This window comes from Planomicrobium sp. YIM 101495 (assembly GCF_009707665.1).
Lineage (GTDB): Bacteria > Bacillota > Bacilli > Bacillales_A > Planococcaceae > Planococcus.
In genome coordinates this window covers 139,364-159,080 of record NZ_WLZW01000004.1, presented here as the reverse complement: position 1 = coordinate 159,080, position 19,717 = coordinate 139,364, and the positions used below count along the sequence as shown (strand labels likewise).

Genomic DNA, 19,717 nt, shown 5'->3' with positions numbered 1-19,717 from the left:
CGTTTATTTCGCTGTTACCGGTGCATCCGTCTCAGCCTCATAGACTGGGAGCGGCGGCTTGATTTGGTAATTGTAATCGGATGGATCCACTTCCTCGAATCCAGTCGGTGTGTAGAAGCGGAGAAGGTCTCCGTTCACTACTTGGTCCGACAGTTCCAGTTCGTAGTTCCCGATCTCTTTCAGCTTCTCTGCTAGTTCAAGCTTGCTGTCATCGATCGGCTCACCTGTTTCCGGATCGTAAAATACGTCACCGATGGAATACACTTCCGGACTCGCAATTTCACCGTTCCGCAGGACAACCAACTCCTCATGTTCAGGAGATAACAGATCCGTTCCAAATTGGACGTATTTCTGTGTATCTTCCCCGAGCAAGTGCAGCACAGTCGGCAGCAGATCGATTTGTGCGCCGTACGTGTGGTCTACGCCGCCTTTAAGGCCAGGTGCGTGGATGAAGAGCGGCACACGCTGCAGCTTCGTATTCTCTACTGGCGTAATCTCTTTGCCAAGCAACTCGCTCATCGCGCGGTTGTGATTGTCCGAGATGCCGTAATGGTCTCCGTACATGACGACCATCGTGTTGTCCGCAAGACCGGACTCTTCCAAGTACGTGAAGAATTGCTCGATCGCTTCGTCCGCATAGCGGGCTGTCTGGAAGTAGTTATCGACACTCGCGTCACCCGTTGTCGCCTTGTCGATCGTCGTCAATTCGGGAGCGATCTTGTAAGGGAAATGGTGTGTGACAGTAATGAATTTCGTATAGAACGGTTCCGGCAATGATTCAAGCAATACTTCCGACTGCTCGAGGAACGGCTTGTCCATGACGCCATATTCCGCCATGTCATTCGGTGAATCGGCTTTGTACGAATCGATGTCGAAGAAATAATCGTAACCGAATGCTTTATAAATTTCCGAGCGGTTCCAGAATGTCGCGTTGTTTCCGTGGAACACGGCTGATGTATAGCCTTTATCTTTCAAAATCGCTGGTGCTGCTTGGTAAGTATTCTGCCCTTTCGTGATGAAAGCAGAGCCTTTCGGCAAACCGAACAGTGAGTTCTCCAGCATGAATTCCGCATCAGACGTCTTCCCTTGCGCTGTCTGGTGGTAGAAACGGTCGAAGTACAACGTTTCCGGATCACGCGTCAACGAGTTCAGGAACGGCGTCACTTCTTCCCCGTTCAGTTCGTAGTCCATCAAGAACGTCTGGATCGATTCCAAATGCAGATAAATGACGTTCATTCCTTCAGCAGCTCCGAAATATTGTTCATTCGGGCTCGCGTAGTTGGACTTCGTATAGTTCAAGATTTCCGTTACGCTGTCGCTGTCCGCCAGTACGCGCTGTGAAGAAGATTTCACAGTTTCCACCGCGTCATACACAGCATAGTTGTACAAGCCGAGATATTTGACGATGTACGTACGGTCGAATCCACGTGTCAGCAAGTCCGAGCGATCGCCTTCCGCAAGCGCCAAGTTGAAGAACGAAATGGCCAGTGCTGCAGTCATGACCGGGACGACTGCGCGTTTCTTGAATGTGTGCGTACTCTTCTCGAAACGTTTTGAGAAGACGATCACTCCGATCAGTAAGACGTCCGCAAAGAACAGGAAGTCCGTCGGTTGGATCAATGTCAGCACACTGCCGCCAAGATCGCCGAAGTTCTGCGTCTGGAACAGTGTCGGAAGTGTGATGAAATCACTGAAGAAGCGGTAGTACACTGCATTTGCATAAGTCATGAAGCTTGCTGCGAAGTAAATCGCGAGCAATGCGTAATACTTCCGTTTTTTCTTGAACAGCAGTGAAATACTCAAAATCAAGATTGCGGAGCCGAGCGGATTGATGAACAGCAGGAATTCCTGAAGCGATCCTTCGACGTCCAATTTGAACTGTGTTTTTTGGATGTAGTATGTTTTTAACCACAGCATCACGACAGCCAGCGCAAGGAGCGGGATGAATTTATTGCGTGGTTTCTTCTTTATCGAATCGTTTTTTTCCATGTTGAATTGCACCTTCTCATAGTGAATAATTGTCTGAATGGCTTCTTGCAGATGTCTAGTGCCTGAATTATCCAATTTTTATTATTTTGTTTAAAAGAACGACGTCTATTAGTGTACTAAAATATAGACGATAAAGACAGCCGAAAGTTTCATTGTTTCCAGCATTCGTGCAACGTTGCGTCCTTTTTTATCGTGCTTTTCCGGAAGATGGATTGTTCATTATTTACAGAATTATTCACAATTTCTTTCGAAAGTTTATTTTTGCGGTAGTATAGAGAAGATAACTATTAATTGGAGGGATGAAGATGAACGAAGAAATCATTTATAGCCAGTGGAAAGTATGGCGCAGCTGGATTCACGATATACTCGACCGTGTAACGGAGGAACAAGCTGACATGATCCCGGCCCCTTACAACAACTCGGTCCGTTGGAATGCAGGACACATACTCGTCTCTGTTGACGGCGTGGTCACGAACGCACTCGGGATCCCGTCACAACTGCCGGCCTCTTACCCGGATCTTTTCGCGACAGGCACTTCTCCGAAGAACTGGGGCGATGATGTTCCGTCACTGGACGAGCTGAAGAAGTTCGTCATCGAACAGCCGGATCAGCTCCGCACACAAATCGAAGGAAAGCTGGATACGCTGCTCCCGCAGCCATTCATGAAAATGACGACGCTCGGCGAAGTCGTGTTGTTCATGTTTGCCCATGATGCGATGCACTTGACGAGCATGAAGGACATCCGGAAAGCTGCAATCAAAAATTCATAAGAAAAACGAGCCATCCCTGCAGATCCGCTCTGCAGGGATGGCTCGTTTCTTATTCCGCTGTGAGCGCAAATGCTGCGAGCGGGCTAATCGGTGTCGTCGCAGCCGCATGCTTCAATAAATTCATCTCTGCTTCGAGCAATTTCTTTAGCTTATCTGGCATCGTCTCGAGCGCTTCCGTTTCCGTCTCGAAGTCGGCAAGAAGCTGTTGTACTTCCCAATCACCATCTTGCAAGTCCGGTGAATCGATCGACCGCTCCGCCGTAATCGTCCAGCCGGCTTCTGTGATCAGTTGCTGAAGCTCGGCCGGCGTGAACAGCGTCCGGACATTCGCTTCGCTCTTCTCCTTGAACACTTCATACTGTGCCTGGATCAGCACCGCCAACAAATGCGGGTATTGTTCGATTGTCTGGATGCGCACGTCCCATTCAGCGAAACAGAGCCGCTTGCCCCACTTCCGCAGTTTTACTAAAATGGCGCGCAGTTCATCGGCTGACCGCATATACCACGAGCTGTGGGACAACACGACGACATCGAACTGCCTGTCCGCGAAAGTGATTTCCTCAGATGAGACATCCGTTTCGAAGTCGACGTGGATGCGTTCTCCGAGGGGCGATCGCTGCAATGTCGCGATGGCGTCGCCGAGTGTGATCGGCATACCATACGTCTCCGGTGCGCTATCGATGCCGTGCACCTGCCCGCTTTTTCCGACGAGATGTGCCAGCACCGCGGTCGTATCCCCTTGTCCGCAACCGATTTCCAGCACGCGGTCACCTTCGTTGATGCCCCAAAATTCAGCCAGCTTCAGGCGGTGGCTCGTCTGGATCATTTGTACGTCTTTGTGATCGCCTGCAATGGCCATGCAGGCGACAATTTCATTGATTGTTTGCTGTGTCATGCTTTTGCCTCTTTTCCACTGGCATTCCCTGGCTCTACCCTTTCGGCAAAGAGGAACTGATTTCCTTTATTCACTTTTCAGGAAATCATCGGACCTATCGGTTGGATTCATTCCTTAGAAGTGTTACGGTTGGTAATGGTTGTGATTTTTCACTCGATGGTGAATGGACTGCAGACAGGAATCTTGCTGGGCATTTCGTTTCACCCGAATCCATAGAACAAACCTATATGCATGCACGACTGCCTCAGCTATCGCTACTGATTAATCCGCATACAATCCCCTACTTTGTTTTAATCACCGGCATTTACACGGTTACCAAGCTCCAACATACAGCCGAAATGCTGTGCGCAGCTGCATATGGCAGCACCACCCGAAATATTTTTTGTTCATGAGCGAGCATTTCTTTCTGCATCACCGGATTGATCGATCAAAACGAACAACCGTTTTTCATTTCATAAGGAGGAAGTCGAATTGGTTAAGTTGAAAGTAGTTGGCACGACAGTCGCACTATCCGCTTCATTATTACTGGCAGGCTGCGGAGGTGACGAAGAGGCGTCTGGGCAAAGCAACAGCTCGATCAGCGAAGCGCTCGAGTACACGATCACAGGGATCGAACCTGGAGCAGGGTTGACTGGACTTACGCACGACGCATTGGAGGATTACGAGAACTTGGAAGGTTGGGAGCTTCATGAAAGTTCCACTGCCGGCATGGTCACGGAATTGCGCCAAGCCATCGACAATGAAGAGCCGATCGTCGTAAGCGGCTGGAGCCCGCACTGGAAGTTCGCGGAATTCGACATCAAGTTCTTGGAAGATCCTGAAGGTTCATTCGGAGGCGAAGAAGGCATCCACACAATCGCGCGTCTCGGCCTTGAAGAAGACATGCCTGGTGCCTATCAAATCCTTGATGCATTCGCATGGGAAGTTGAAGACATGGAGTCCGTGATGCATGAAGCACAGGACATTTCCTTCGAAGAAGCAGCGCAAAACTGGATTGAAGAGAATCAAGACACTGTGGATCAGTGGACAGAAGGTGCTGAGCAAGGCGGCGGCACTTCGATTGCACTCGTTTCCACTCCTTGGGATTCGGAACGTGCTTCTTCGAACGTCATCAAAATCGTTTTGGAGAGCCAAGGATATAGCGTCACGGTGACGGATGTCGACCCGGCCGTCATGTTCGAGGCGCTCGTCAATGACGGAGCAGATGCCTCGATCGCCCCGTGGTTGCCGATTGCACACGGCGCGCTCTATGAAAACCATAAAGACAACCTGGACGACCTAGGCAGCAACTTGCAAGGCGCGAAGAACGGCCTGGCAGTTCCTAGCTACATGGAGATCGATTCCATTGAAGACTTGGAGCCGAAAGAATAAAGAAATAGATGAAACAAAAAGAACTGTTACAGGAGTGGGTTCCACTCCCGTAACAGTTCTTTTCTTCTGCATTACTTCTTCATCGCCTCGCGCCAAGCAACAACTTCACGCTCCTCGATCCCCTTGCTGAGTACTTCATCCCACGAACCGCTGCCCGTATTCCAGACGCGGGCATAGAAAATATCCTGGTCCCGGTCGTACAGCTGGAATTCCGCACACGCGATCCTATGCTCTTCCCTCTTCTCACAGCCAGTAATGCCCGTCACGATGATGCGGAAGCCGCCTTCCGTCTCTTCAGAACGCTCTGCGCTAAGCAACCCTTTGATGGCACCCGTATCGACCATTGGCTCTTCGGCATAACGGTAAATCGGCAAACTTCCCGGTGCTTCCACCTCTCCGATTTCCAACAGAAAGTTTTGATGAGCCGGGCTGTGGAAAACAAGTGCTTCCCCGCCGTCCATCTCCTCTTCAAAAATCCCTTGTTCCAAATGGGCGTGGCCTTTATCGGTCAGCTCATACCCCTTCGGCTCGAAGCGGATCAGTCGTGCGCGCTTCATCTTTTCGATCAAGTCGCGGATAAACAACTCCTCGACAAGCAGCATATCTGCAAGCGTCACGGCCCGGCGGATTTCTGTTTCTTTGAACGCTGCGAGCATCATCTTCATCAAGATATCCATCTTCAGCCGTTTGACCTGGCTGAATGTGACGTCGTAGGAAACGAGCGGCAAGCTCCACGCTTTCTCTCCGACGATCGATATGCCGGGACGCACGAGCAGTTCCGTGTGCAGCTTCTTCAATAGTGCATCCATCTCAATTCTCCGCTCCTTGTACTTGCTTCAGTCCGTCTTTTGCCGCGACTACGTCAAGCACGTGCTTGTACATGTTCCTGACTGCAGGCTGCTTTGCCCGTTTCGTGAACATGTCTGTGCTGCCGATCAAGACAAGCAGTTCCTTTGCCCGCGACAGTGCGACATTCAGCCGGCGGTAATCCTTCGCGAACCCGATATCCCCGTACTCGTTGCGGTTGTTGCGCACCATGCTGAGGAGGATGACATCCATTTCACTTCCCTGGAAACGGTCGACCGTCCCTGTCCGGAGAAGCAAGTGCGGCAATCGCAACTCTTGGTCGATCATACGCTGGATGCGCTTGACCTGTTCTCCGTAAAAGCTGATGACGCCGATGCTTTTCCTGCCATCGGGAGGCATCTGTCCCGCCTTTTTAGCGGCTGCTGCAGCTTCGTTCAGCTCCACTAAAAGCGTCCGGATTTCGTTCAGCTCAGAAGCGTTGAACAAACTCTTCCCGCCACTCATCCGCTCTTCAAAGAAGGAAGGCTCATTCGGCAGGTCAATCCACATCAAGTGGTTACTGCGGTTGACGGTCGAAGATTCAAGTCCGTGATCCCGCTCCGCATCCGAATCTGCAATGCCGCATTGCAGACGGTCCTGCTCCTTCGCGTAAAACGGTGCAATCGTCTCCATGATGTCCGCGTGCATCCGGTACTGGATGGCGAGCATCGTTTTGTTCGAAGCCGGCAAGTTTTTGTAGAGTCGTTCGAATAACGATTCGGCAAGCAATTGCTCGAGCTCCTTCTTGCCTTCGAATGTGCTGTCTTCGTTGATCATCTCTTCCAGCGTTTCTTCCAGCGTATCGTTGCCGAGAAGCGGCGGCAGCTGGTGGTGGTCTCCGACGAGAATGATCTTCTTGCCTTTCAGCATCGGCAAGAGCAGTTCCGGCGGTGTCGCTTTCGACACTTCATCGATGATGACGACATCAAAACTCGGATAGTTTTCCGCAAAATCCTTTCTTGCCGAAGCGACGCAGGTCGTGCCGATGACGTTGGCATGACGGATGTACAGCTTGCGGATTTCGTCCAAGTCATGACTGTCCGCTTCCTTCAGCAACTCGAGCCATTTCTTCTGGACGGACTGCAGCAGCGGCAAGTTCTTCTGTTCCCGGCGCAACGATTCACGGTCGAATGCCTTGCTCGCCAATTGTTTCGTTACCGCCTCGAATTCCACTTCCGGCTGTGATGCGAGAATCGCTCCGAGCGATGCCGCTTCTTCTTCATGGTCGGCGATTTTTTCTTGTGCCTGTTCAATATTTGTGTTCAGTTCGGCGAGCAGGACATCCGTTTCGTTCAGCTGTGCCGTTTTCGTTTTCTGTTCTGCCTGATTTTCTTCCAGCAGTCCTTGCGCCTGGCCGTGCAGCTGCCGTTCTTTTTCAAGATTTGTAAGTGCATCCTGCTGCTCACGCACCGCGCTTTCCGGATCCGGTACTTGTATCATTCCGTCCGTCAAATAACGGTATTTCTGTTCGAGCGTTGACAAGGTTTGTTCAGCGGCTGTCATATCCGCCTTCCATTTCTCCACAAGCGTTGCATCCTTCTGCATGCGCTCCATCAATTGCTCTTCCACTGCTTCTTTTAGTTTCTGAAAGATCTTTTTCGCCTCTGCAGCGTAATATTCCGGTGTCTCAAGCTTCGCTCCGCGTCTCCACAAGCTTTGCTGGCGTTTGTAAAGCTCGCCGAGCGCAGTCTGCAAAATACGCATATCACTGCGTTGCGGACCTTTCAGCACGCCCCGCAGCGTTTCGAGGAATCCCTCGATTTCAGCCCCTGTGAACGATTCCGTCCCTTGTACTGCACGCCGTTTCGCTTCTTCCAGCTGACTTGGATGCAGTCTCGCACGTGCTTCCACGTAGGTGATTGCCGCAGCTAATTGCTCGTTGAATTTGCTCAGCTTTTTCCACTCCACAACACGCTGCCTTGACATTTCCATCTTATTGACAAGATACGTCACTGAAATTCCGTCCTCGATGCGGTGTTCTGCCATGAACCGTTCCAGCTCATCCATTTTACGAATGGCACTGAGCGCACGAGAGGGTTGCTCAAGCTGTCCGTCGGTCGACGATGCGCGGTTGAAGCCGCTCCGGAATTCCTCCACTTGCCGTTGTTTCGCATCGATTTGGACCAATAACGCCTTCGCGGCGATCATCCGCTCCAGCTCTCTGATGTGTTCGCGAATGTGCTGTTCTTTCGCTTCGAACCCGGCCACGTCTTTGCCACCCGAGAGAATCGACTCGTATTCCGCAGCTTTCCGCTCAAGTTCTTCTATTTGTAAAACAAGCTTCTGCTTGTTCGTCTCGGTCTCTTGTTTCTTCGCACTTTCCGCTTTCACCGTAGTCCGAAGTTCTTCAAGTGCACGTAGGATGTTCTCGGTTTGCTGCTGGGCTTGTTTCTTTTCTTCTACTGCAAGTTTCCACTGCTCGTGAACCGGCAAAAGGCGCTCGTATGCCTGTTCTGTTTCTTCAAGGTCGATTGCGACTTGTGCGCTGCGGCCTTTCCGCGCTTCGTACTGCTCGGAAACTTCTTTCAGCGTATGGTCTTTCCAGTACTGCCCGACGTTTTCTTCGATAAAGCGTTTACCGTCCTCTTCGATACTTTCCGTGCGGCCGACGCGCAAAATCCGGACGTCTTTATTCGCCAGCAGCCGGCCGAGAGCATTGTCGACGGCAAGGTTCGATTGCGACGCGACGAGCGTCTTCAAGCCTTTTTTCGCGTTCTGCAAACAGATTTCCGAGATGACCGTCGTCTTCCCGGTTCCGGGAGGTCCTTGGATGACATACAGGTCCTCAGCTGCGATCGCCCCGGCGACTGCTTGTTGCTGGAATTCGTTTAGCCGGTTCTGGAAATGCAGCTTCTCGAACGCTTTGAGCGGCTTGACCGGCGGCTTTTCCTCGAACAGAATGCGGTCCAAGTCCGGATTGGTGGCGAAGCCTTTTTCCAAGTCTTGAAAGCCGCGGCGCAACCTCCGGATCTGGCTGAGCGCTGCGAAGTTACTGAACACGATGTGGCGGCTTTGAAGCGCTGATGCTTTCTTCCGGAGCTGCTCGATTGCATACGGCTGCAGCTCCACTTCGACGGTACGCGCCTTCGCCTGCGCTTTCAGCACGGTTCCGACATCTCCGTCGATGCCGTCCAATTTCACGCTCAAGCCTCTCAGCTGCTTCCATTCGTCACTCTTCAATTGGCAGCCGGAAACAGTGATGCGGCTGAAGTCATGATTGAACGCAAGCTTCGAATAGCTGCTGCGCATATCCGGAATGTCCATGCCGCGCTCCTGGATTTTCAAGTAGCCTTCCCAGCCGGTGATCCGCTTCTTCACATAGTCCGAGCGTTCTTTCGCCGGCGTCATGCGTTCGACCATTTTCAAGAATTCACGCGCAGCGGTCCTGCGCCCTCTGCTGAACAGGAATGCGCCTTCCTGCTGCCAATTTGTCCGTGCCTGCCCCGCTTTTCGCTGCGTCACATTCGTCGCCAGCAATTGATCATCCGTGAAGACGCCATGCAGGACAAGCGACCCTCCAAGTTCTTTTTTCGTAAGCCGCGCCGTTTCGTCCGCGCCAAAAAGAAGCGCCACCGACAGCGGTTCGCCCGTCTCTGACGGATACCGCTCGATCAATGCTGCAAATGGCCGGTCCCCTGCAAACAGTGCCTGCTCGCTGACGCCGAATCCGCGCATCTTCTCCTCGGCGGTCTTCGTCAGACGCAATGAAGTTTCATATATTGTAGTCATTGATTTTGCCATCGTTTGATTCACCTGTTCTTCTTCAAAACTGAAAAATCCGGATATCTCATCCGTTTTCCATTCTTGCCCATCGTTCAATCATATCATTTTCGGGAGGACTTTATCATCTATCCAGCAGAACTTTTTCTTCGTCCGGTTCGGAGGCGTTATTCTTCGCAGCTCCCAAGTTCTCCTTTCGATTCCCTCTCTTGCAAAAGCCCCAATCCTATAGTAGTATTTTAGAAGGAAACGAACCGAATATCTTCTGTATAACCTCAAGAATACGGCATGAGGGTCTCTACCAGGAACCATAAAATCCTGATTACAGCAAACGAACCGCTCGTTTTCTGTAATCAGGATTTTTTTCTGTTTTCTGAAAAAAATCGCCATCTCTCACAATTGGAAAGGATCAGTGATGTTACATGAATTTGAAAGTTTATATTCTCGCCTTGGCCACCGTCGCGGTCGGACTGGTCGAATTGATCGTCGGCGGCATCTTGCCGGCCATCGCCGACGAATTCGATGTCACGCTGAGTGCAGCCGGGCAATTGATTACCGTCTTCGCCCTTGTCTTTGCAGTGGCCGGACCGGTCCTGCTCGTCATGACCGCAAAAGTCGAACGGAAGAAACTGTATCTCATTTCCCTATCGATTTTCTTCGTTGGAAACATCGTCACTTACTTCAGCCCGAACTTCGCCTGGATGATGGCAGCACGTGTCGTCACAGCCGGCAGCACGGCGCTCATCATCATCTTGTCGCTGACAATCGCAGCGAAGATCGTCGAACCGCCTTATCGTGCGAAGGCGATCGGTCTGATCTTCATGGGGGTCAGTTCTTCCCTCGTGCTCGGTGTGCCGATCGGGATCATCATTTCCGACTTGTTCGGCTGGCGCTTTATCTTCCTTGCCATCGCCGCGCTCTCGATCGGTTCAATGATTTTGATCGCCCTGTTCATCCAGCCGATCCAAGGCGGACGGGCAGTTCCGTTGTCCCAGCAGCTGCGAGCGGTCGCCAGTGCGAAGATCGGCAGTGCGCACCTTGCGACATTGTTCATGCTCGCTGCGCATTATACCGTCTACGCCTACTTCACGCCGTTCCTTGAATCCGTGCTCGGCCTGAACGCTTATTGGGTCAGTATTTGCTATTTGATTTTCGGCATCGCAGCAGTCAGCGGCGGCGCATTCGGCGGGATCCTGTCCGACGCGATCGGCTCGAAGAAGAGCATCTTGATCGTCATCGCCTCTTTTGCCTTGATTCTGTTCGTCTTGCCGCTCACGACGTTCTCGCTGTTCCTCTTCCTGCCGGTCATGGTCATCTGGGGCGCTCTGAGCTGGGCACTTGCCCCGCCACAGCAAAGCTACTTGATTGAAACCGACCCGGCCACGTCCGACATCCAGCAAAGCTTCAACAACTCTGCTTTGCAAGTCGGCATCGCGCTCGGATCGGCAATCGGAGGCCTCGTCCTGACCGAAACGGGATCTGTCACGAGCACTACATGGGTCGGTGGTATTGTCGCAGTTGTCGCGCTTTTATGCGCAATCTTCTCCTTGACGCGTCCTGCCGTCTCCAGAAAGACCGGATCCACGAAAAAAGAAATGACAGACGAACGAGCTTAATGCCTTCACTACCCCCGCTTCCATTTTCCCGGAAGTGGGGTTTTTTAATTCATTTGAAAATTCAACTATCAATAAACTGAAAATTATGATACTATTTTCTCAACTATGAGAGGAGGAATTTGAATGACTGGTATCATCAAAGCGAACCCGAAGCTGTATGTCATGGACAATGGCACTCTCACCATGGATAAAAACTACATGATTGCCATGCACAACCCGGCATCGATCCACAATCCGAATGCCCAGACCGAGATGGTCACCTTCCCCGTCTACACCGTTCTGATCGACCACCCGGAGGGCAAGATCCTGTTCGACACCGCCTGCAATCCGGAAGCCATGGGACCGAACGGCCGCTGGGGGCAAGTGACGCAGACCCTGTTCCCGATCGACATGCCGGAAGAATGTTATTTGCATCACCGGCTGGAGGAGCTGAACACACGGCCTGAGGACATCAAGTACGTGGTCGCTTCCCACCTGCATCTCGACCACGCAGGCTGTCTCGAGCTCTTCACCAATGCGACGATCATCGTCCACGAAGATGAATTGAACGGCGCCTTGCAGACGTATGCGCGCAATGAAAAAGAAGGCGCGTACATTTGGGGAGACATCGACGCTTGGATCAAAAATAATCTGCAGTGGAAAACCGTGAAACGGACGGAAGATGGTCTGCACCTCGCAGAAGGCATCAAGCTGCTCAATTTCGGCAGCGGCCATGCGTGGGGCATGCTTGGCCTGCAGATCAATATGCCAGAAACTGGCGGCATTATTCTCGCATCGGACGCCATCTATACAGCAGAAAGTTTCGGACCACCTGTCAAGCCGCCTGGCATTCTTTACGATTCCGTCGGCTACAATTACGCCGTCGAGAAAATCCGCCGCCTTGCCAAGGAAACAAATTCGGATGTCTGGTTCGGTCACGACGCGGATCAATTCAAGACGTTCCGCAAATCGACCGAAGGCTACTATGAATAACAGGGGGAACTGACATGAGTTTTGCGAAATTGGTGCTCGCTCCGCTCAGCTACACCGGCTGGGGCGCACTCGAACAGCTCGTCCCGGAAGTCGGCCGGCATAGCCCGAAGAAAATCTTGATTGTTACAGATCCTCTGCTTGCAAAGATCGGTCTTACCAATCAAGCGGCAGATCCGCTCCGTGAAGCGGGCTATGACGTGACTTTGTATACCGAAGTCGTTCCGGAACCCCCGCTTGCGACCGGTGAACATTTGACCGACTTCACCCGCTCCGGCAATTTCGACATGGTCGTCGGCATCGGTGGCGGCAGCGCACTCGACTTGGCGAAGCTCGCCGCAGTCATGGCGACCCATGAAGGAAAAGTCGCGGATTATTTGAATTTGACCGGCACGAAAAGCATCGAGCGGAAAGGGCTGCCGCTCATCCTCATTCCGACGACGTCCGGCACCGGTTCGGAAGTGACGAACATCGCAGTACTATCACTCGAAACGACGAAAGATGTCGTGACGCATGACTTCCTGCTCGCTGACCTCGCCATCGTCGATCCGGCGCTGACGGTATCGGTTCCTGGGAAAGTGACCGCAGCGACCGGCATCGATGCATTGACGCACGCAGTCGAAGCGTATATTTCCGTCAATGCGACGGCTGTAACGGACGGTCTAGCACTGCAAGCCATCCGGTTGATCGCTCGTTCGCTCCGAACAGCTGTAGCTTATGGTGAGGACAAGCAAGCCCGCACCGACATGAGCCATGGCAGTTTTCTTGCGGGATTGGCATTCTTCAATGCCGGCGTCGCGGGTGTTCATGCGCTTGCCTACCCACTCGGTGGTCAGTTCCATATCGCACACGGCGACTCGAACGCGGTACTCCTGCCGTATGTCATGAGCTATATCCGCAAGAGCTGCGAGACGCGCATGGCCGATATTCTTGATGCGCTCGGCAGCAACTCCGCCTTCCTGTCGGATGAAGAAGCTTCCTATCGTTGTGTCGATGAACTGAAACGCATCGTCCAGGATGTCGGCATCCCGGATACATTAGGCGGCTTCGATGTTCCTGTTTCTGCGCTCGACAGTTTGACGGAAGATGCTGTCAAACAAAAACGGATTCTTGCAAGAAGCCCTCTTCCGCTTTCGGGAGATGATATCCGGAAAATCTATCAGTCCGCGTTTGACGGGAAAACGGTGGAGCCGGAGTAAAAATGAAGCGGAGATGCCCCCAATCGGCATCTCCGCTTTCTCCATTCTTCATTCCCCGACCAACTTCCCAATCTCCGTATCGATGACATTCAAATCCCATGGATACCAGAACCACGTCGTGCCGTCATACATCAACTAGATCGATTGTGCGAGCGGTGCATCCCTATAAAACACCATCGTGTAAAATTGTTCCTGTCCTGCCGGCGAGAATGTCGAATCCACCTGGCTGTCATCCAAAAACGCCAGCAGCTGATCAATTTCTTCCGGCTCCGTCAATGTATTCCGGAGTGATGGCTGTGTATATCCTTCATGGAACTCCACTTTCACCACATCCGCAAAATCCATGTCCCGATAACGAACTGGCTGCGCATCCCGTGCAGCTTCTGCCCGGTAAATCCTGTAGCCATGCACTTCCGCTGCATCTTGAACCGCAACGAAGCCCGGTGAATCAATCACTTCGAAAATCGGTGTCCCGACATCCCGAAATGCCGCATCACCATTTTTCGTCCGGTAGCTTGAATCCTTCACATTGTCCGACACGTTGAACGCCACTTCCCCGAGCTCCGCTCCGATCCATTCCGGTCCGGCGATCACTTCGGAACCCATCGCTGTATATTGCTCGTCATTGAGATGCACAAAATCCACCCAATCGATCTCCACTTGCGCCCCGGGCATCCCGATTGCCCCGCATCCACCCATCAGGAGCAGTGCGACCACTAACAAAGCCATCCTTTTCATCCGACCCCTACTTTCTTCGATCCACTTTCACTAGTAGACGTGTCGCGTTTCAGAAAGTCGCAAGCCGTAAGAAAAAAAACCCGCCATTAATTGACGGGTCCTTCTGATGCATCAAAATGAATTCGTGAGCATCTCCTGGAACAGATCCGGAAACAACAGCTGGGCAATGCTGAAGACGATTACGAATGTAGTAACCAGTGTGATGAACGTATAGAGATAATCTTTCGGGTTTTCTGCGTATTTCCTCTCCATTATCATCCGTAAAATCTCCTGTGCCGAAACGGAAACCATCCCTAACAGAAACATCCCGAAAATGAAGCTGTCAAATGCAAAAATGAGAAGAAAAATATAGCCGCCAACCGTAATCCAACGAATGGTCCAATCTGCCTTTTTGTGAAATTCATTCAGATGGTTATAAGAAAAGATTGGCTTCCGTTCCACCTCCATCACTTTTCTCATCAGCCAGTTGAAAATAAACACGGCAATAGCCGATGCGAGAAGGAACACCACGAGCCGAACAGAACTAACCATCGGGAATAAGTTTTCAATCATTCCGCACAGTCCCCCGAACTTCTTATCTCCCCTTCTATTTTTTTAAAATATGCTTTGATGACTGCTTCAGTTTTCTTCTTCAACTCTTCATACGCGTGCTCGATCGCCTGCGCTTTCGAGACCGTCTCCCCGACGACCGAATGGATTTCCGTAAAATGAGGCGCAAGCAAGTGTAGACTACTCGCGTCGACCATACCCGATACAAGCAAGACCGGCTTTCCTTTTTCCTCCGCCGCTTCTGCGATGCCAAATGGCGTTTTGCCGGATAGGGTTTGGCTATCCGTCTTGCCTTCTCCGGTCAACACGACATCAGCCGTCTCAAGGTGTTCCGCAAACGAAATGGCTTCAAGCACCACATCGATGCCTCGCCGCATCTGTCCGTTGAAAAACGCCTGAAGCACACCTCCTGCCCCACCTGCCGCACCCGCGCCACGCTTCGTATGAAGAGCGATGCCGTTGTGCTGTTCGACAACGTTCGCGAAGTTCGCTAAATTGGCATCGAGATATGCGACCATTTCTTTTGATGCACCTTTTTGCGGTCCGAAGATAGCGGATGCGCCTTGTTCGCCGACAAGCGGGTTCTCTACATCACTAGCAATCAAGAATGTACTTTCTTTGATGCGCGGATCGAATGCCGTCACATCGAGCGTGGCAAGATCTCCGAGTGCTCTGCCACCACGCGGCAACGGTTCACCATTCTGATCCAGCAATTTCATGCCGAGTGCTTCCACCATGCCCGCCCCCGCGTCATTCGTCGCGCTGCCGCCGAGACCGATGATGAATGTCCGGAGCCCGGCATCGAGTGCATGGCGGATCAATTCCCCCGTCCCGTAAGAAGAGGCCGTGAGCGGAGAACGCTCTCGCTTCTTCAGGAGAGGCAAGCCTGATGCTTCCGCAATTTCAACGATGCACGTCTTGCCATCGCCAAGCACACCGTAACGTGCATGTACTTTCCGGCCGAGCGGATCTTCCACGACGTGCGTGGCAAATGTGCCGCCGGTCGCACTGACCATGCTGCTCATCGTACCTTCCCCGCCGTCTGCTGCGGGCAGAAGAATCACTTCCGCTTCACGATCCGCGCATTGGACGCCTTCTGCCATCGCACGTGCCGCCTCTAACGCGGACAACGTGCCTTTGAATGAATCTGGTGCTGCCATAATCTTCACTTTTGACAAACCTCCCAACAATCGGTTAAACGCTTACACAAAATTATAATGAATCATGCAAGAAGATACATTATACTGAATGTATATATTGCCTCCTTAAATATTCAGAATACTTGTACAAGAAGGAGTTTGTATGATTACAAAACAATTGGCAGAAGAAATCGTCGAACAAACGATGATCCGCCTGAACCGGAACTTGAATGTTATGGATACGAATGGCATGATCCTCGCTTCCGGCCACAAAGAACGCATCGACTCCATCCATGAAGGAGCTGCAGAAGCCGTCAAGAGCGGCACCACCGTCTGGTTGACGGAAACAGACGCAGCCACTTTGCGCGGTGTGAAGCCGGGTGTCAACTTGCCGGTCCGCTTCCAAGGCGAACTTGTCGGAGTGATCGGCGTGACGGGGGACCCGGATGAGCTGAAGGAAATCTCGGAACTCGTCCAGCTGACGACCGAGATGATGATCCACCAGTCGCTCATCACTTCCAGCATCGAGTGGAACCGGAAACGCGACGAATTGATCTTCGAAGAACTGACGAGCGGCCAGCCGCTATCCGCCGCGGTACGTGAACGGATTTTGCAGATCGGCCTCGACAAGAAAACGTCCTATGTCACCGTCTTGATTGAGCTGGAAAAACCGCCGCTCTTATCGCAACGGATCATCGAACAGCTCGAAACAAGGTTCCACGGACAAGTCATCGCTGTCGGCCATTCCCAGCTGAACGAAATTTTCCTGTTGCTGACGAACGACGGACCTGTGAAGCTCGAGACGAAGCTGCAAGGCGTCATCCAGCTGTTCAAGAAAACGAATTTCGTCCGGATTGGCATGGGGACAGCTGTCGACACGATTTTCGATGTCCGGGATTCTTATTTGGCCGCCAAAAACGCACTCGCCTTCGGAATGCCCGGCCAGCAATTGATCCGCTACGAGGATGTGGAACTGCTCGCCCTCCTGAAATGCAATCCGCAAACCGAGCTCGACCGTTTCACCGACCGCGTCATCGGAAAGCTGAACACCCCTCTCTGCGAGACGCTGACCGCGTACTTTGCATGCAACCGGAACAATGCGGAAGCCGCCGATGCCCTTGCGATCCATCGCCACACGCTCAGCTACCGGCTGAAGAAAATCAAGGAAGTGACCGGTCTCGATCCCGCACACTTCCAAGATGCCGTCTCCCTCCATTTGGCGCTGTTAATCCAGAAGTGAAAATGAGCCAGCCCCGCATGGATCCATGCAGGGGCTGGCTCATTTCTTCGATCGAATCAGTTTCTTTTCGCATCGCGTTCCACAATCTTCTCGCTCACCTGTTGGCCGCTCAACGTCACCATCGGCATGCCGCCACCCGGGTTGACGGTGCCGCCGACGAAGTACAGGTTATCGTACAGTTCGCTTTCTTTTTTATGCTTGAAGCCGCCGTTGCTGTTCTTGTCGGAAACCGTGCCGTAAATAGCCCCTCGGTCTGAGCCGTATATCCGTTCGATGTCATGCGGCGTCCAAACATCGCGCGTGACGATATTGTCCCGCAATCCGGCGAGTCCCATCCGCTCGAGCTTCTCCAGTACACGCTCCTCGAAGTTCGCATAGTCTTCCGGTGTGAACGGATGGTCCTGGATGTACGGGATATGCGGCAGGATTTTCAAGTTTTCGTGGCCCGGTGGCGCTTGCGCCGGGTCCGTTTTGTTCGTGTTGACGAGGTAGATTGTCGGATCATCCGGCAATTCGTGCTTGATGAATACTTTTTCCATCTGCTCCTTTAAATTCTCCGAAAAGAAGAAGTTATGATGATTCAGGAACGGATACGTTTTTTTGACGCCGAGATGCAAGACCAGGCCGGAACTCGCCGGCTCGAATTTCTTCTCGAGCTTTTCCACATATTTCGGCTTCGCATCGACCATCTTTTTGTAAAACGGAATCACTTCCATGTTCGACACGTAATAATCGGCTTTTTTCACCGAGCCGTCATCAAGTTCGACGCCCGTGATCCCGCGTTTCCGGTCGGTCTGCACACACCTCACTCCCATGCCGGTATGGAGGTCCACCCCTGCCTCCTGCGCCAAGCGGACCAATCCTTCCGCCAACTTATGCATACCGCCCGGCACATACCAGCAGCCTTGCGCATGCTGCATATAAGCCATCATATTCAAAACCGCCGGTGCTTCGTACGGCGAAGATCCGACGTATTTGATGAAATAGGAAAGCATATCCCGCAAGTGGGGATTACTGATGCGTTTGGAAATCGAGCTGTGCAGATCATGGGGCAGATCGAACCCCCTCAACGAGGCGAGCGCACCGTGATAGGCTACCGCTTCCTGTGCTGTATCGAAACCGCGCTCGAGGTATCCTTTCTCCGTCATCTCATAAAGCCGTTTCGCATATTTCAAGAATGCGTAATACTCTTTGATGTCTTTCTTTGAAAGCGCAGGGTTGGCCGCTTCCATCACATCAAGATCATGAAACAGGTCAAGTGCAATGCCATCCGGGAAAAACGCGCGCCACTCCCGGTTCAGCCGCTGCATCGGCACGTAATCGATCATGCGCTTGCCGCTTCCCTCGAACAGCTTCTCGAAAATATGCGGCATCGTCAAAATGGACGGGCCAAGGTCGAAGCCGAAACCATCCTGCTCAAGGCGGTTCAGTTTCCCGCCAAGATGTTCGTTCCTCTCGTACAAAGAAACTTTGTACCCTTTTTGTGCAAGGGAAATCGCAGCGGATAAGCCGCCGAGTCCTCCTCCGATTACAAGTACGGATTTAGTTGGATTGGTCATATATGTACCGTCCTTCTTGAAAGTATTTTCTGTTCCGGAACGTTCCAAACGGCTCGTTCACTTCATCGCCATCACCGTTCCTATTCCCTTGCTTCCAGTTGTGGAAACCCGCCTCGTATAATAAACATATAAGTTCAGCCAACAGAAAAGCCATCATTCCCCGGGAACTGTCCCCAGTAATGATGGCTTCCAATGCGTTGTTCAATATGCCGTGAATTCTTGTTTTGTCGGATAGGACGACTGCGTGCCGCGTTTCTGGACAGCCTGCGCCGCATAGAGGTTCGCTTTTCCTAATGAATACTCGATGCTCTCGCCTTTCGTCAAATAGTGTGCGAAGCAGCCGATGAAGGAATCGCCAGCGCCTGTCGTATCGATGGCATCGACTTTCTTTCCTTCAATGACGAGTTCGTTCTGTCCGTCCATCCATAGGACGCCTTTGTCCCCCATCGTCACGATCATGTTGTTGACGCCTTTGTCGACCAAAGTGGCAGCTGCCGCCTTGATTTCTGCCAAGCTCGAAACCGGCAGTCCTGTCAAAATGCCAAGCTCTGATTCGTTCGGTGCAAAGTACGTGCACTTCTTGACGTATTCGATATCAAGTTCCGGGTTCGCCGGCGCTGGATTCAAAAGGACCGGAATCCCCATCTCCACACCCATGTCGATCGCTGCGTAGACCGTCTCGAGCGGAATTTCCAATTGCAGGATAATCAATTTCACTTCCTTGATTGCCGGGCGGTGCTGCTCAAGCGATTCCGGACGCAATTCGTTGTTCGCACCTTGGATGATGAGGATGCGGTTCTTCGCATGCGGGTCGACGAAAATCGGTGCAACACCGCTCGTTCTCGTCCCGACTTCGACCGCTTCGGTGCGGATGCCGTTGTTCTTGAAGTTCTCGATCGTATTCTGGCCGAACAGATCGTTGCCGACTTTCGTGACCATCAAGACGTCGGAACCGAGGCGGCCAGCTGCGATCGCCTGGTTCGCGCCTTTCCCGCCGCAGCCCATCTCGAACTCCGGTGCTTCCAGTGTTTCTCCTTCTTCAGGCATGCGTTCCATGTACGTGATCAAATCGACCATATTCGAACCAATGACTGCTATGTCCATTTCATTAACCCCA

At 52.1% G+C, this 19,717-nt stretch carries 15 protein-coding genes and 1 riboswitch; of the genes, 6 read left to right on the top strand and 9 right to left on the bottom strand.

Annotation, left to right across the window (positions count from 1 at the left end; translation table 11 throughout):
• Positions 1–3: 3 nt before the first annotated feature.
• Positions 4–1,989, bottom strand: a complete 1,986-nt coding sequence (gene ltaS, locus GIW82_RS13155) for a lipoteichoic acid synthase (protein WP_154750403.1) — start codon at positions 1,987–1,989, stop codon at positions 4–6.
• 305 nt (positions 1,990–2,294) lie between these two features.
• On the opposite strand from ltaS, the gene GIW82_RS13150 reads away from it, so the two are divergent.
• Complete coding sequence (locus GIW82_RS13150; RefSeq protein ID WP_195914056.1) at positions 2,295–2,759, top strand: DinB family protein; 465 nt, start codon at positions 2,295–2,297, stop codon at positions 2,757–2,759.
• Between the two features lie 49 nt (positions 2,760–2,808).
• Here GIW82_RS13150 and GIW82_RS13145 read toward each other — a convergent pair whose 3' ends face one another.
• The gene (locus tag GIW82_RS13145; RefSeq protein WP_154750401.1) at positions 2,809–3,654 is read right to left on the bottom strand and encodes a class I SAM-dependent methyltransferase; all 846 of its coding nucleotides are present in this window, start codon (positions 3,652–3,654) and stop codon (positions 2,809–2,811) included.
• 471 nt (positions 3,655–4,125) lie between these two features.
• On the opposite strand from GIW82_RS13145, the gene GIW82_RS13140 reads away from it, so the two are divergent.
• Positions 4,126–5,025 carry a glycine betaine ABC transporter substrate-binding protein gene (locus GIW82_RS13140; protein WP_154750400.1) on the top strand — a complete coding sequence of 300 codons (900 nt, stop codon included), beginning with the start codon at positions 4,126–4,128 and terminating at the stop codon, positions 5,023–5,025.
• A 71-nt stretch (positions 5,026–5,096) separates the two neighbouring features.
• On the opposite strand, the gene GIW82_RS13135 is transcribed toward GIW82_RS13140, so the two are convergent.
• Both GIW82_RS13135 and GIW82_RS13130 read right to left on the bottom strand, forming a co-directional pair.
• On the bottom strand, positions 5,097–5,834 hold the full coding sequence (locus tag GIW82_RS13135; RefSeq protein WP_154750399.1) for a hypothetical protein: 738 nt from the start codon (positions 5,832–5,834) through the stop codon (positions 5,097–5,099).
• Between the two features lies 1 nt (position 5,835).
• Positions 5,836–9,600, bottom strand: coding sequence for an AAA domain-containing protein (locus GIW82_RS13130; protein ID WP_230309394.1), 3,765 nt, complete (start codon positions 9,598–9,600; stop codon positions 5,836–5,838).
• 236 nt (positions 9,601–9,836) lie between these two features.
• Positions 9,837–9,936: riboswitch (purine riboswitch) on the top strand.
• A 77-nt stretch (positions 9,937–10,013) separates the two neighbouring features.
• Between GIW82_RS13130 and GIW82_RS13125 the strand changes: the two genes are divergently transcribed.
• The 3 genes from GIW82_RS13125 to GIW82_RS13115 all read left to right on the top strand — a co-directional run bounded on the left by GIW82_RS13125 (position 10,014) and on the right by GIW82_RS13115 (position 13,375).
• Positions 10,014–11,207: an MFS transporter gene (locus tag GIW82_RS13125; RefSeq protein WP_154750397.1), complete on the top strand. Its 1,194-nt coding sequence runs from the start codon at positions 10,014–10,016 to the stop codon at positions 11,205–11,207.
• Positions 11,208–11,330: 123 nt separating this feature from the next.
• Entirely contained in the window at positions 11,331–12,179 is an 849-nt protein-coding gene (ahlS, locus tag GIW82_RS13120; RefSeq protein WP_154750396.1) for an AhlS family quorum-quenching N-acyl homoserine lactonase, read from the top strand.
• Between the two features lie 14 nt (positions 12,180–12,193).
• On the top strand, positions 12,194–13,375 hold the full coding sequence (locus GIW82_RS13115; RefSeq protein ID WP_154750395.1) for an iron-containing alcohol dehydrogenase: 1,182 nt from the start codon (positions 12,194–12,196) through the stop codon (positions 13,373–13,375).
• 135 nt (positions 13,376–13,510) lie between these two features.
• Here the strand turns inward: GIW82_RS13115 and GIW82_RS13110 are convergent, their stop codons facing one another.
• From GIW82_RS13110 to GIW82_RS13100, 3 genes are all read right to left on the bottom strand, one after another.
• Positions 13,511–14,104, bottom strand: coding sequence for a hypothetical protein (locus tag GIW82_RS13110; protein ID WP_154750394.1), 594 nt, complete (start codon positions 14,102–14,104; stop codon positions 13,511–13,513).
• A 120-nt stretch (positions 14,105–14,224) separates the two neighbouring features.
• Positions 14,225–14,665: a DUF4181 domain-containing protein gene (locus GIW82_RS13105; RefSeq protein WP_154750393.1), complete on the bottom strand. Its 441-nt coding sequence runs from the start codon at positions 14,663–14,665 to the stop codon at positions 14,225–14,227.
• Positions 14,662–15,831 carry a glycerate kinase gene (locus tag GIW82_RS13100; protein WP_370456237.1) on the bottom strand — a complete coding sequence of 390 codons (1,170 nt, stop codon included), beginning with the start codon at positions 15,829–15,831 and terminating at the stop codon, positions 14,662–14,664. The genes GIW82_RS13105 and GIW82_RS13100 overlap by 4 nt, the downstream gene beginning before the upstream one ends.
• A gap of 133 nt (positions 15,832–15,964) precedes the next feature.
• On the opposite strand from GIW82_RS13100, the gene GIW82_RS13095 reads away from it, so the two are divergent.
• On the top strand, positions 15,965–17,041 hold the full coding sequence (locus GIW82_RS13095; protein ID WP_154750392.1) for a CdaR family transcriptional regulator: 1,077 nt from the start codon (positions 15,965–15,967) through the stop codon (positions 17,039–17,041).
• A 56-nt stretch (positions 17,042–17,097) separates the two neighbouring features.
• On the opposite strand, the gene GIW82_RS13090 is transcribed toward GIW82_RS13095, so the two are convergent.
• On the bottom strand, positions 17,098–18,600 hold the full coding sequence (locus GIW82_RS13090; RefSeq protein ID WP_154750391.1) for a phytoene desaturase family protein: 1,503 nt from the start codon (positions 18,598–18,600) through the stop codon (positions 17,098–17,100).
• A gap of 201 nt (positions 18,601–18,801) precedes the next feature.
• Positions 18,802–19,704, bottom strand: a complete 903-nt coding sequence (gene rbsK, locus GIW82_RS13085) for a ribokinase (RefSeq protein WP_154750390.1) — start codon at positions 19,702–19,704, stop codon at positions 18,802–18,804.
• Positions 19,705–19,717: the final 13 nt, after the last annotated feature.